Source organism: Pseudomonas sp. P7548, assembly GCF_013386585.1.
Classification (GTDB): Bacteria; Pseudomonadota; Gammaproteobacteria; order Pseudomonadales; family Pseudomonadaceae; genus Aquipseudomonas.
In genome coordinates this window covers 97,221-109,411 of the sequence record NZ_JACARO010000007.1, presented here as the reverse complement: position 1 = coordinate 109,411, position 12,191 = coordinate 97,221, and the positions used below count along the sequence as shown (strand labels likewise).

11 protein-coding genes are annotated in these 12,191 nt (G+C 61.2%); 5 read left to right on the top strand and 6 right to left on the bottom strand.

Annotated features, from left to right (window positions below; translation table 11 throughout):
• Position 1: 1 nt before the first annotated feature.
• Positions 2-622, bottom strand: coding sequence for an energy transducer TonB (locus HX803_RS03705; protein ID WP_178919058.1), 621 nt, complete (start codon positions 620-622; stop codon positions 2-4).
• A 96-nt stretch (positions 623-718) separates the two neighbouring features.
• Here HX803_RS03705 and HX803_RS03700 point away from each other — a divergent pair, with 96 nt between their 5' ends.
• Complete coding sequence (locus tag HX803_RS03700; RefSeq protein WP_178919057.1) at positions 719-1,501, top strand: class I SAM-dependent methyltransferase; 783 nt, start codon at positions 719-721, stop codon at positions 1,499-1,501.
• Between the two features lie 96 nt (positions 1,502-1,597).
• On the opposite strand, the gene HX803_RS03695 is transcribed toward HX803_RS03700, so the two are convergent.
• Complete coding sequence (locus tag HX803_RS03695) at positions 1,598-2,233, bottom strand: TetR/AcrR family transcriptional regulator (RefSeq protein WP_178919056.1); 636 nt, start codon at positions 2,231-2,233, stop codon at positions 1,598-1,600.
• 93 nt (positions 2,234-2,326) lie between these two features.
• Between HX803_RS03695 and HX803_RS03690 the strand changes: the two genes are divergently transcribed.
• Genes HX803_RS03690 through HX803_RS03680 form a run of 3 tightly spaced genes read left to right on the top strand, consistent with a single transcriptional unit; the run spans position 2,327 to position 7,095 of the window.
• Positions 2,327-3,427 carry an efflux RND transporter periplasmic adaptor subunit gene (locus HX803_RS03690; protein WP_178919055.1) on the top strand — a complete coding sequence of 367 codons (1,101 nt, stop codon included), beginning with the start codon at positions 2,327-2,329 and terminating at the stop codon, positions 3,425-3,427.
• A gap of 6 nt (positions 3,428-3,433) precedes the next feature.
• A complete protein-coding gene (locus tag HX803_RS03685) occupies positions 3,434-6,499 on the top strand; it encodes an efflux RND transporter permease subunit (protein ID WP_178919054.1) in 3,066 nt (1,021 codons plus the stop codon).
• Between the two features lie 2 nt (positions 6,500-6,501).
• Complete coding sequence (locus HX803_RS03680; protein WP_178919053.1) at positions 6,502-7,095, top strand: LysE family translocator; 594 nt, start codon at positions 6,502-6,504, stop codon at positions 7,093-7,095.
• A gap of 487 nt (positions 7,096-7,582) precedes the next feature.
• On the opposite strand, the gene HX803_RS03675 is transcribed toward HX803_RS03680, so the two are convergent.
• The 3 genes from HX803_RS03675 to plsB are packed head-to-tail and all read right to left on the bottom strand — an operon-like array spanning position 7,583 to position 11,280.
• Positions 7,583-8,272 carry a DUF4197 domain-containing protein gene (locus tag HX803_RS03675; RefSeq protein ID WP_178919052.1) on the bottom strand — a complete coding sequence of 230 codons (690 nt, stop codon included), beginning with the start codon at positions 8,270-8,272 and terminating at the stop codon, positions 7,583-7,585.
• Between the two features lie 35 nt (positions 8,273-8,307).
• Positions 8,308-8,709, bottom strand: coding sequence for a YbaY family lipoprotein (locus HX803_RS03670; protein ID WP_178919050.1), 402 nt, complete (start codon positions 8,707-8,709; stop codon positions 8,308-8,310).
• A gap of 51 nt (positions 8,710-8,760) precedes the next feature.
• Entirely contained in the window at positions 8,761-11,280 is a 2,520-nt protein-coding gene (gene plsB / locus HX803_RS03665) for a glycerol-3-phosphate 1-O-acyltransferase PlsB (RefSeq protein WP_178919049.1), read from the bottom strand.
• Between the two features lie 181 nt (positions 11,281-11,461).
• Between plsB and HX803_RS03660 the strand changes: the two genes are divergently transcribed.
• Positions 11,462-11,671, top strand: a complete 210-nt coding sequence (locus HX803_RS03660) for a cold-shock protein (RefSeq protein WP_003219353.1) — start codon at positions 11,462-11,464, stop codon at positions 11,669-11,671.
• A gap of 127 nt (positions 11,672-11,798) precedes the next feature.
• On the opposite strand, the gene HX803_RS03655 is transcribed toward HX803_RS03660, so the two are convergent.
• Positions 11,799-12,176, bottom strand: a complete 378-nt coding sequence (locus HX803_RS03655) for a hypothetical protein (protein ID WP_178919047.1) — start codon at positions 12,174-12,176, stop codon at positions 11,799-11,801.
• Positions 12,177-12,191: the final 15 nt, after the last annotated feature.

Below are 12,191 nucleotides of genomic sequence, written 5' to 3'. Positions count from 1 at the left end.
ATCAGGCGGCCAGGCGCAGGTTCTGGGTGACCAGCGGGCGCGCCCAGTAGTAGTCGAAGTCCAAGGCCTTCTGTTGTGCCACCAGCTCTTCGGTGGGATACGGGGTTGCAGCCGGTGGCAAGAGGTCCAGTTCGAACTCGGCAATCGGCAGGTGCAGGGGGCGCGGGTCGGGTGCCGGGCCTGGTTCTGGCAGCGGCTGGCCTGCATTCAATACGAGCGGGCGGACCCATTCGCTTTCGAAATTCTGTTGGCGTTGTTGCGCGACGATTTCTTCCTGCGGGAATGGCGTCGCGGCCGGTGGCAGCAAATCGGTTTCGAACTCGGCGATTGGCAGGAACAACGGCTCAGGCGGAGCGATTTCGGTGTCTGTCACGTCGCACTCACGCTGGGTGAGGATCTGCGACAGCAGGTCGGCGCCTTCGCGCGGTTCTACCGCGGGGTCCGCCGGTGCTGGCGCCTTGGCGGCGAGCGCGTCCGGCGTTTCGCCAAGCTGCTCGGCCAGTGCGCGGGCGAAGAAGTCCTGCCACACATGGCTCACCCCGGCCAGCGCTTGAGTATTGCGCAGGCCGTAGTGGTTGTGGGTCGGCAGTACACCGATGGTTAGGGGAAGAATGTCTGACATTTTTCTCGGTCGACGCTCAGCTCTGGCAAAATACCTGACTGTTGTTTTTATCGGCCGTTGTTTGCCGATCCTTAATATTTTTGAGCGTAGCGATTGATGAGCGAACAACCAGCGGCCAGCCGCATTCAGGTCGAAGCCTTGGCCGAAGGTTTCCAGGCCCTTGCCGAGCAATGGGCGGCGCGACTTGGCTTGCCGTTAGCGCTGGCGGATGCGGACTTTTCCCTGCAAGTCGGTGAACAGGGCCTGCAGTTGCAACAGCTCGGGCCTGACGCGCCGGGGCCGGTGCGGGTGGACTTTGTTGAAGGTGGCGCGGCGCATCGGCGGTTGTACGGCGGTGGCAGCGGGCAGATGATCGCCAAGGCGGTCGGCATTGCCCAGGGCGTGCGCCCACGGGTGCTGGATGCCACGGCGGGTTTGGGCAAGGACGCGTTCGTGCTGGCCAGCCTGGGCTGCGACATGAGCCTGATCGAGCGTCAACCGCTGATTGGCGCTTTGCTCGAAGACGGCCTGGCACGCGGTGCGGACGATTTTGAAGTGGCCCCCATCGTGGCACGCATGAAGCTGCTCAAGGGCAATTCCATTGAGGTGATGCGCGACTGGGAAGGCGAGCCGCCCCAGGTGATCTACCTCGATCCGATGTTTCCTCATCGTGAGAAAACTGCCTTGGTGAAGAAGGAAATGCGCCTGTTCCGGCCTTTGGTGGGGGATGATCCGGATGCCCCTGCGTTGCTGGCCGCAGCACTGGCCTTGGCCAGCCACCGGGTGGTGGTCAAGCGCCCGCGCAAGGCGCCGTGCATTGAAGGGCCCAAGCCGAGCCATGCACTGGATGGGAAATCCAGCCGGTATGACATTTATCCGAAGAAGGCGCTCAAGGCCTGATTCTTTGTTGGCCTTTAGGGCCTCATCGCCGGCAAGCCGGCTCCTACACGGAAATGTGCAGCCCTTGTAGGAGCCGGCTTGCCGGCGATAGCGGTCTCAGGGGCGATACGCCCGCATAAACAACCCCACCACATCCTGCACATGCGCCTCGGCGGCTTCCTCACTCAGGTGACCGCCACAGCCATACAGCAGACAGAAATTTGCCGTGCCCTTGAGCAGGCAGAAGAAGTGCTCGGCTGCCGTAAACGGCTTGTCGATGCTCAGGGCGCCGCTCTGGTCGATCCGGCTGAGCAGGCGCTCCATACCTTGAAGCATGCGCATCGGGCCCGCTTCGAAGAAGATCTGCGAGAGCTTCACGTCTTGGTTGCCGGTGGTCATCATCAGGCGATGCAGGTTCACCGACTCCTCGCTGTTGATCAGCCGATGGAAGCCCCGCGCAATATTCAGCAGCACCGTTTCCACGGGCATGCCTTCGGGCAATTCGAAATACATCACCGGTAACTGTTCCTCGCACGTCGCCACGACGGCGGCGGTGAACAACGTCTCTTTGTCGGTGAAGTGGCTGTAGACGGTCAGCTTCGACACGCCGGCTTCCAACGCCACGGCATCCATGCTGGTGCTGGCGTAGCCATTGCTCAAAAACAGGATTTTCGCGGCTTCGAGGATAGCCTGGCGTTTTGCCATGTCCTTGGGACGCCCGGGGCTATTGGTGTTGATGGGATTGTCGGACATTTTCACCTTTAATACTGGACTGGTGAGTTTGGTATTAATAACATACCCGCCAGTATAATTATTCCTAGCTCCATTTGCGAAAGGTCCTTCAGCATGCGCAGTACTTTCCTGCCCCTTGCGTTGCCTGCCAGCCTGGTTTTCCTCTTGGCCGCCTGCGGCCATGAAGAAGCGGCCCAGACCACTGTCCGCCCGGCCATGGTGGTGCAACCGCAGCCGTCGGCGCAGGCGATGGACAGCTACCCAGGCGAGGTGCGGGCGCGCTACGAGCCGGACCTGGCGTTTCGCATCGGTGGCAAAGTCAGCAAGCGCCTGGTGGAGGAAGGCGAACGGGTCAAGGCCAACCAACCGCTGGCCGAGCTCGACCCTCAGGACGTGCGCCTGCAACTGGAAGCCACTCGCGCGCAGGTGGCCGCCGCCGAGGCCAACCTGAGCCTGGTGCGCGCCGAGCGCGACCGCTACAAGACCTTGATGGACCGTCAGATGGTCAGCCGCTCTCAGTACGACAATTCTGAGAACCTCTACCGATCCGGTGAAGCACGCCTCAAGCAGATCAAGGCCGAGTTTGACGTGTCCAGCAACCAGGCCGGCTATGCCGTGTTGCGGGCGCCCCAGGACGGAGTGGTCGCCAAGCGCGCGGTTGAAGTGGGCCAAGTGGTGTCCGCAGGCCAGACGGTGTTCACCCTGGCTACCGACGGCGAGCGTGAAGTGTTGATCAGCCTGCCCGAGCAAGGCTTCGGCCGTTTCAAAATCGGCCAACCGGTGTCGGTGGAGTTGTGGAGCCAGCCCGACCAGCGTTTTGCCGGGCGCATCCGTGAGTTGTCCCCCGCGGCAGATCCCAAATCCCGCACCTTTGCCGCCCGTGTGGCCTTCACCGGCGGTAAAGTCCCCGCCGAACTGGGCCAGAGTGCCCGCGTATTCGTCCAGGCCGACGGCGTGATTCCGCTGTCGGTGCCGTTGTCGGCCCTCAGCGCAGAGAACGGCGCGTCCTACGTCTGGCGCGTGCAACCGGACAACACACTCAAACGTACCCCGGTGCGCATCGGCGCGTTTGGCGAGAAAACCGTGCCGGTGCTCGAAGGCTTGAGCCCCACCGACTGGGTGATCGCCGCAGGTGTGCATGTACTCCATGAGGGCCAGCAAGTGCGCCCGGTGGATCGCTCCAACCGAGTTGTGAATCTGGCGGCCAAGGAGTAGTCCCCGATGGGTTTCAATCTTTCCGAATGGGCGTTGCGTAATCGCCAGATCGTACTGTTCCTGATGATCCTGCTGGCCGTAGTCGGCACCTTGTCCTACACCAAGTTGGGGCAAAGTGAAGATCCCCCCTTCACCTTCAAGGCCATGGTCATCAAAACCAACTGGCCGGGAGCGACGGCCCAGGAAGTCTCGCGCCAGGTCACCGAGCGTATCGAAAAGAAGCTGATGGAAACCGGTGACTACGAGCGCATCGTGTCATTCTCGCGCCCAGGGGAATCCCAGGTCACCTTCATGGCCCGCGATTCCATGCACTCGGCGCAGATTCCCGAGCTGTGGTACCAGGTGCGCAAGAAGATCAGCGACATCCGCCAGACTTTGCCGCCGGATATCCAGGGGCCGTTTTTCAATGATGAGTTCGGCACCACCTTTGGCAACATCTACGCCCTGACCGGTGATGGCTTCGACTACGCCGTGCTAAAGGACTACGCCGACCGCATCCAGATTCAACTGCAACGCGTGCCGGATGTGGGCAAGGTTGAGTTGCTGGGCCTGCAAGACGAGAAGATCTGGATCGAACTGTCCAACCTCAAGCTGGCCACCCTCGGCTTGCCGTTGGCGGCAGTGCAGCAGGCCTTGCAGGAACAGAACGCGGTCTCCACCGCAGGCTTCTTTGAAACCCCGACCGAGCGTGTGCAGTTGCGCGTGTCGGGTAACTTCAAAAGTGTGGAGGAGATCCGCAATTTCCCGATTCGCGTGGGTGACCGAACCTTCCGCATCGGCGATGTCGCCGACATCCACCGTGGTTTCAACGACCCGCCCGCGCCGCGCATGCGCTACATGGGCGCCGATGCGATCGGCCTGGCCGTGGCCATGCGTGACGGCGGCGACATCCTGGTGCTGGGCAAGGCGCTCGAAGGCGAATTCGCGCGGCTGCAGAAGAACCTTCCGGCAGGCATGGAGTTGCGCAAGGTGTCAGACCAGCCGGCCGCGGTGAAAACCAGTGTCGGTGAATTCGTCCAGGTGTTGGCCGAGGCACTGGCCATTGTGTTGCTGGTGAGCTTCTTCTCCCTCGGCGTGCGCACCGGCATGGTGGTAGCCCTGGCAATCCCGTTGGTGTTGGCGATGACCTTCGCCACCATGTATTACCTCGGCATCGGTTTGCACAAGATTTCCCTGGGCGCGTTGGTGCTGGCCCTGGGCTTGTTGGTGGATGACGCGATCATCGCCGTGGAAATGATGGCGATCAAAATGGAGCAGGGGTACGACCGGCTCAAGGCTGCCAGCTTTGCCTGGACCAGCACCGCGTTCCCGATGCTCACCGGCACCCTGATCACGGCGGCCGGGTTCCTGCCGATTGCCACCGCGCAATCGAGTACTGGCGAATACACCCGCTCGATTTTCCAGGTGGTGACCATCGCGCTATTGGCCTCGTGGGTCGCGGCGGTGGTGTTTGTGCCGTACCTGGGGGAAAAACTCCTGCCAGACCTGGCGAAGATTCACGCGGCCAAGCATGGCACCGACGGCCCTGATCCCTACGGCACGCCGTTCTATCAGCGTGTAAGGCGCTTGGTGGAGTGGTGCGTGCGTCGGCGCAAAACTGTGATCGTCCTGACCCTGCTGCTGTTTATCGGCTCGGTTGCGCTGTTTCGTTTTGTGCCGCAACAGTTCTTCCCGGCTTCCGGTCGCCTGGAGTTGATGGTCGACTTGAAACTGGCCGAAGGCGCCTCCCTGAGCAACACCGCCGATCAGGTCAAGCGCCTGGAGGCACTGCTCAAGGAGCACGCGGGCATCGATAACTACGTGGCCTATGTCGGCACGGGCTCACCGCGCTTCTACCTGCCCCTGGATCAGCAATTGCCTGCCGCCAGCTTCGCCCAGTTTGTCGTGCTGGCCAAAACCATCGAGGAGCGTGAAAGCCTGCGCACTTGGCTGATCGAGACCCTCAACGAACAATTCCCCGACCTGCGTTCGCGCGTCACCCGTTTGGAAAACGGCCCGCCCGTGGGCTACCCGGTGCAGTTCCGCGTGACGGGCGAGCACATCGAAGAAGTGCGTGCGCTGGCGCGCAAGGTGGCGGCCAAGGTTCGCGAAAACACCCATGTGGTCAACGTGCACCTGGACTGGGAAGAACCGAGCAAGATCGTCTACCTCAATATCGACCAGGATCGCGCCCGCGCCCTCGGCGTGAGCACCGCCAACTTGTCGAAATTCCTGCAGAGTTCGTTGACCGGCTCCAGCGTCAGCCAGTACCGGGAGGACAACGAATTGATCGAAATCCTCCTGCGTGGCACCGCGCATGAGCGCACCGAATTGTCGCTGCTGCCAAGCCTGGCGGTGCCGACCGACAACGGCAAAAGCGTCGCGCTGTCGCAGATCGCCACCCTCGAATATGGGTTTGAGGAAGGCATCATCTGGCACCGCAATCGCCTGCCAACGGTCACCATCCGCGCCGATATCTATGGCAAGGAACAGCCGGCCACCCTGGTCCAGCAAATCCTGCCGACCCTGGAAGGTGTGCGCGCCGAATTGCCGGACGGCTACCTGCTGGAAGTGGGCGGCACGGTTGAAGACTCCGCTCGTGGACAGAACTCTGTCAAAGCCGGTGTGCCACTGTTTATCGTGGTGGTGCTGACGTTGCTGATGCTGCAACTGCGCAGTTTCTCGCGCACCGCGATGGTGTTTCTGACCGCGCCATTGGGCTTGATCGGGGTGACCCTGTTCCTGCTGGTGTTCCGCCAGCCCTTCGGTTTCGTGGCCATGCTGGGCACCATCGCCCTGTCGGGGATGATCATGCGTAACTCGGTGATCCTGGTGGACCAGATCGAGCAGGACATCAAGGCGGGCCTGGCACCGTGGCAGGCAATCATCGAGGCCACCGTCCGACGCTTCCGGCCGATCGTTCTCACCGCCCTCGCGGCGGTGCTGGCGATGATCCCGCTGTCGCGCAGCGTGTTCTTCGGCCCGATGGCCGTGGCGATCATGGGCGGTTTGATCGTGGCGACGGCGTTGACCCTATTGTTCTTGCCAGCCCTGTATGCTGCGTGGTTCCGAGTGAGGAAGGACGTCGCGTAATCATGCTGGCCACCGTTTCAGCCCTGCTGTTGTTGCTGCTTGCCCCTGGCCCGACCAATACCCTGTTGTTTCGCGCCGGGGTGTTGTTCGGGTATCGGGCGTCGTGGCGGCTGGTGCTTGTCGAATGCCTGGCGTACCTGCTCCAGGTCTCCGCGTGGGGCGTGGCGCTGCAATACCTGGCGGCCTATTCGCCGTGGGCGTTGAAGCTCACCCAGTTGGTCGCGGCCTGCTACCTGCTCTATATCTCGTTCAAGTTATGGCAACGCAACAGTGGCGATCGCGATCCGGGAAGGGATCGCTTCAGCGGGCTGTACTTTTTCTGGCTGACGGTGATGAACCCCAAAGGCCTGTTGATAGTTTCGTTTATCGCACCGGCGAACGCCTTTGCCACGCTGCAAGGGTATACAGGGTTCATGCTGACGCTTGCGGTGGTGGTGATACCGGTAGGGACGGCCTGGATCCTGCTGGGCAGTCGGTTCGAGGGCCTTCAAAAGGCGTGGCTGACGCCATTGAGGATCAACCGTGTGACCTCCGTGGCGATCTGCTGCTTTGCCACGCTCATGATGGGACGGCTGGCCGACTCGGTATTTCACTGAAGCACACTGTGCGGCGTTTACATGCAGACGCAAACAGGTGTCAGGGCATTCGGAACGTTTGCCCGTCGCACTCCACTCAGATTTGCCTGATGGACAGGCACGGGCCAGGACCTCGCCAGTGGCGAGCCAGCCTATTTCAATGAGTGTATGGAGTGTCACATGACGATCTTATCAGCGATTGCGGCTTTCAAAGGCGCGTTTCTCGGGGCCTTGCTTGGGAACAACCTGCCGCACAAGGGCTTTGAACCTGCTAACCCACTGAGGCCTGGGTATGGCCATCATCACCGCCCCTATCCAACCGGGCCAGGGTACGGCCACGACCCTCACTGTAAGCCAGGACACGGCGAGCCGTTTCCCGACCCGGGGCACCTTTACCCTACTCGGCCTTCGTATCCGCTGTTTGCGTTTAATCGCTAAGCGGCTGGCCTGAAACAACTGCGCCCAGATCCGTAGCCAGCGATCTGGGCGCAGTGAAAGGGCAGGGCAGTTACAGCGCGCCAAACACCTTTTTCGCCAGGCTGGTGGCTGCCGCCGCCGGGTTCTTGCGAATGGTTTCTTCTTGCTGGGCAATCATCTTGAACAGGCCGTCCAGCGCTTGTTCAGTCACGTAGTTCTCGACGTTTGCGCTCTTGGCATCCACTGCGCCAAAGGCTGCGGCCTTGCCGGCCAGTGCGTTGTATTGCTGGGCTACGCCAACCTTGTCGGTTGCGGCCTTGACGATCGGCAGGAACTTGGCGCGGATCTGTTCGCGGCTGCTCTTGTTCAGGTATTGCGTCGCCGAGTCCTGGCCACCGGTGAGGATGCCCTTGGCGTCAGTCACGCTCATGTTCTTCACCGCATTGACCAGGATCGGCTGAGCCTGGGTCACGGCGGATTCGGCCGCCTTGTTCATGCTGGTTTCCAGTTGCGTGACTTGGTCACCCATGCCGAACATCTTCAGCTTGTCGGCCACCTTGCCCAGTTTGCCTGGCAGGCCGATCTTCACTTCCGGGTTGTTGCTGAAACCACCGGGTACACCCAGCTGTTTCACGGCGATCTGCGCGCCTTGGGTCAGCGCGTCCTTGAGGCCGCCAGAGGCATCGCCCTGGGACAGGCTGCCAAGGTCCAGGGCCAGGGCGTTGGCGCCGAGCAGCAGGCCGGCACACAGGGCAGTGAGGCGAAGGGAGTTACGGAGCATGGGCGCTTCCTTTTGATCGGGTGTACTGGAAAGTGTCAGTGCGCGACGGCATCAACCCGCAGGCGCAGCGGTTGTGGGTCCTGGCCGTTGAGTTGCACGGTGTGTCGCTCGGTGGTGATAAACAGTAGCTTGCCATCGAGCTCGATGCGAGCGCTCACCGAATAACTGTGGCCCGGCTTGACCTGGGCAGGGTCGTAGCTCAAGTGAAACGGCAGCGGCACCTGGCCTTTGACTGGGCCTTTCTGTTCGGCGAGGGTCACGGCCGGCGCGTCCATCAACGACACGTCCTGCAGGCTGACACTCAGGGTGGCGGCAGGCGGCAGGGCGATGCGTTGCAGGTAGAACACCTCGCCGTCGAGGCTGGCCTTGGGCGCAGGATTCATCGATTGGCAGGCTCCGAGCAAGGCCGTGAGGCCGAGGAGAATGATCTTTTTCATGGTACAGCTCCTTGTCAACGGCGTCGGAAACCGCCCGACGCCTTATTCAATCTAGCGGCTTTCTTCAGGTTTGGGCGCTTCAGGCTCCACCGGCGCCTCCGCAGCACCGTCGACGCGATGCAACGCCACTTGGCGAATCGACAGGCGAATCTCGGCGGGCAGCACACGTTTTGCCGCGCCTTCGGCCAGTTCGCCGAGCAGGTCGTGGTAGCTCAGCTTGCCGGCTTCATCGCGGCGCAGTACATCTTGCTCCAGCAGGGTCTGGATGAAATGTCGGAAAAGGCTCTTGTCGAAGAATTCCGGCGCGTTCAGGCCATGCAGGATCGACAGGCGTTGGGCCATGATGGTGCACAGGTCTTCCAGCTCTTCGGCGCTGATGCTGTTCTGGCCGCTGTTGAGCAGCAACGAGATCGCCATGTAGAAGCGCTGCAGGGTCTGGGCAATGCTCTTGGACAGCAGGGTCAACAACACAAAGTGCCGCGAACTTGGCGCCGGACGCAGGTACACGTTGTTCTCGAAACGCAGCAGGCCTTGCTCGACAAAGGCTTCCAGCCATTGGTCGATCACTGTGTCCAACTCGTCCAGCGACCAGCGGATGAACAGCTCCGATTGCAGGTACGGGTACAACGCGTGGGTGTAGCGCAGGATCTGTTCGCGACTCATGCGCGAGCTGCTCTGGAAGAAGCTCGCCAACAACGCCGGCAGGGCAAAGATGTGCAGCACGTTGTTGCGGTAGTAGGTCATCAGGACGGCGTTTTGTTCGTCCAGGTACAGGATCTTGCCCAGAGCATCACTTTGCTCCGACAGCAGGTCCATGTCCTTCACATGCTTGATCAGCGCCAGGCCATCGCCTTCCGGCAGCGTGGTATGGGGCGAGTAAGGCACACGGCGCAACAAGGCCAGGTACAGGTCGAGCTGGCGCGCCATGGCCTGTTCGTCCAGGGCCAGGCGGGTGGTGGACAACAACGCCAGCGCTACCAGGTTCACCGGGTTCACCGCGGCGGCTTCGTTCAAGTGGCGCGCCACCTGTTCGCCCAGGCGGTTGGTGGTCTCGTTGAGCCAGGCCGGTTTGTAGTTCGGGCCCAGGTCCTGGGTGCGCCAGTCCGGCTGCTCGGCGTCGAGGAATTCGGCCAGCTTGATCGGTTCGCCGAAGTTGACCGCGACCTGGCCAAAGCGCTGCTTGAGCGCGCCGACCACTTTGAAGATATCGAAGATCGATTCTTTCTTCTTGCTCGCGCCTCGCAGTTCGCCGAGGTAGGTACGGCCTTCGAGCACGCGCTCATAACCGATATACACCGGCACGAACACGATCGGCATGCGCGAGGAGCGCAGGAAACTGCGCAGGGTAATCGCCAACATGCCGGTCTTGGGTTGCAGCATGCGCCCGGTGCGCGAACGGCCGCCTTCGACGAAGTACTCCACCGGGAAGCCTTTGGTGAACAGCGTGTGCAGGTATTCGTTGAACACCGAGGTGTACAGCGGGTTGCCCTTGAAGGTGCGGCGCATGAAAAACGCACCGCCACGGCGCAGCAGGCTGCCGATGACGGGCATGTTCAGGTTGATGCCGGCGGCGATGTGCGGCGGGGTCAGGCCGTTCTTGAACAGCAGGTAGGACAGCAACAGATAGTCGATGTGGCTGCGGTGGCAAGGCACGTAGATGACCTCGTAGCCCTGGGCAACCTTTTGCACACCTTCGATGTTATTGACCTTGATGCCGTCGTAGATCTTGTTCCAGAACCAGCTCAATACCACTTCAAGGAAGCGAATCGCGGTGTAGGTGTAGTCCGAGGCGATCTCGTTGCCGTAGCGCAGGGCCTGGGCCTTGGCTTTTTCGGGGCTGATCTTTTCCCGCTCGGCTTCGTCGGCGATGGCCTGGCGCACCAGTGGCATGTTGACCAGGCCTTTCACCAGGTTGCGACGGTGTGACAAATCGGGACCGATTACGGCAGTTTTCAGGTTACGAAAGTGCACGCGCAGGATGCGCTGGGCCATGCGCACGGTGCGTTCGTGGCCTTTATTGTGCTCGATCAATTCACGCAGGTTGATAGGCGCAGAGAATTGCACGCGGGTCTTGCGGCCCAGGATCAGGATGCTCAACAGCCGGCGCAGACGCCCGGTCACAGCCCAACTGTCGGCAAACAGCAGCTTCCACGGGCTGGACTCGCTTTCGGGTGACTGGCCCCAGAACACGCTGACCGGAATGATTTGTGCATTCTCTTCGGCGTGTTCGGTCAGGGTGTTGACCAGCCGGGTCAGGGTGGGCGGTGCGCCGCGTTTGTCCTGGCGGCCGAGCCAGTCGGGATCTGGCGTGAGGTAGAAGAACGCCGCCGGTTCCATCAACGGGCCGACCGACACCGGCAGCACCGGGCGCGGCAGGCCGGCCTTGGTGCACTCGGCATCGACCACCGCCAGTTCGGTGAGGGAGGGCGATTGCAGGACGTAGAACACCGGCCGGCTGCGGTCCAGGTTAAGGGTTAGGGACGACTGGTTGATCGTCTCCGAGCGAACCCAGAGGTACAACAGTCGGCGCAAGGTGCCAAACACCAGACGGCGGAACGGGGAGCGGGTCATAGGCGTGCTGCTTCAAGTGGAAAAAACCGAGCAGGTGCTCGGGCGGGTAGTGTGCCGTATTCGCCGAAAATCGGCAAAAAAGCGGCTAAATAAACTTGAGTTGAAGCTTTTTGAGCCTGTCATATACTCGGCAGTTCAATGCGACTGACTCAACAATAAAAAGCATGTGGGAGCAAAACAGATGGCAACGCGCGAAACCGGCAATGTGAAGTGGTTCAACGATGCAAAGGGCTATGGTTTTATTCAGCGCGAGGATGGCAAGGATGTGTTCGTGCACTACCGCGCCATTCGCGGTGAAGGCCACCGTTCCCTGGCTGAAGGCCAGCAGGTGGAGTACGCCGTGGTGACCGGCGAGAAGGGTTTGCAGGCTGAGGATGTGGTGGGTCTTTAAGCATCACCACAATCAACTGTGGGAGCTGGCTTGCCTGCGATAGCATCACTTTGGTCTGCCTGAAAGACCGAGGTGCTTGCATCGCAGGCAAGCCAGCTCCCACATTGATTGGGTTTGCAGTGTTAAATCAGGCTGTTTTCCAGGTGATCTGCTCTTCACCGTCGGCGCTGATGCGAATCCAGGTGTCGGCGCTTTCTTCACCTTCTTCCTCGACCCAGGTCCCCGGTGCGCAACGCACTTCAACGTTCAGCACAGCAAACGCAGCTCGGGCGCAGGCGATGTCGTCGTCCCACGGGGTCTGGTCGCTTTCCAGGTACAGGCTGTTCCATTTGCCTACAGCTTTCGGCAGCCAGGTGACGGGCACGCTGCCGGCCTTGCACTTGTAGGTCTGGCCCTTCTGGACCCAGTCGGAGCACGGACCCAAGGCGGCGCCCAGCCAGGCGGCGATGGCCTTGTGGTCGACGTCGGCGTCCTTCAGGTAAATCTCGATATCAGGTTGGCGCATGGATATTCCTCGTTG

Excerpts from the sequence above, each read along its gene's own strand:
- HX803_RS03690 (WP_178919055.1), top strand. The coding sequence starts at position 2,327 with ATGCGCAGTACTTTCCTGCCCCTTGCGTTGCCTGCCAGCCTGGTTTTC.
- HX803_RS03655 (WP_178919047.1), bottom strand. The coding sequence starts at position 12,176 with ATGCGCCAACCTGATATCGAGATTTACCTGAAGGACGCCGACGTCGAC.
- HX803_RS03675 (WP_178919052.1), bottom strand. The coding sequence starts at position 8,272 with ATGCTCCGTAACTCCCTTCGCCTCACTGCCCTGTGTGCCGGCCTGCTG.
- HX803_RS03695 (WP_178919056.1), bottom strand. The coding sequence starts at position 2,233 with ATGTCCGACAATCCCATCAACACCAATAGCCCCGGGCGTCCCAAGGAC.
- plsB (WP_178919049.1), bottom strand. The coding sequence starts at position 11,280 with ATGACCCGCTCCCCGTTCCGCCGTCTGGTGTTTGGCACCTTGCGCCGA.
- HX803_RS03685 (WP_178919054.1), top strand. The coding sequence starts at position 3,434 with ATGGGTTTCAATCTTTCCGAATGGGCGTTGCGTAATCGCCAGATCGTA.
- HX803_RS03680 (WP_178919053.1), top strand. The coding sequence starts at position 6,502 with ATGCTGGCCACCGTTTCAGCCCTGCTGTTGTTGCTGCTTGCCCCTGGC.
- HX803_RS03700 (WP_178919057.1), top strand. The coding sequence starts at position 719 with ATGAGCGAACAACCAGCGGCCAGCCGCATTCAGGTCGAAGCCTTGGCC.
- HX803_RS03670 (WP_178919050.1), bottom strand. The coding sequence starts at position 8,709 with ATGAAAAAGATCATTCTCCTCGGCCTCACGGCCTTGCTCGGAGCCTGC.
- HX803_RS03660 (WP_003219353.1), top strand. The coding sequence starts at position 11,462 with ATGGCAACGCGCGAAACCGGCAATGTGAAGTGGTTCAACGATGCAAAG.
- HX803_RS03705 (WP_178919058.1), bottom strand. The coding sequence starts at position 622 with ATGTCAGACATTCTTCCCCTAACCATCGGTGTACTGCCGACCCACAAC.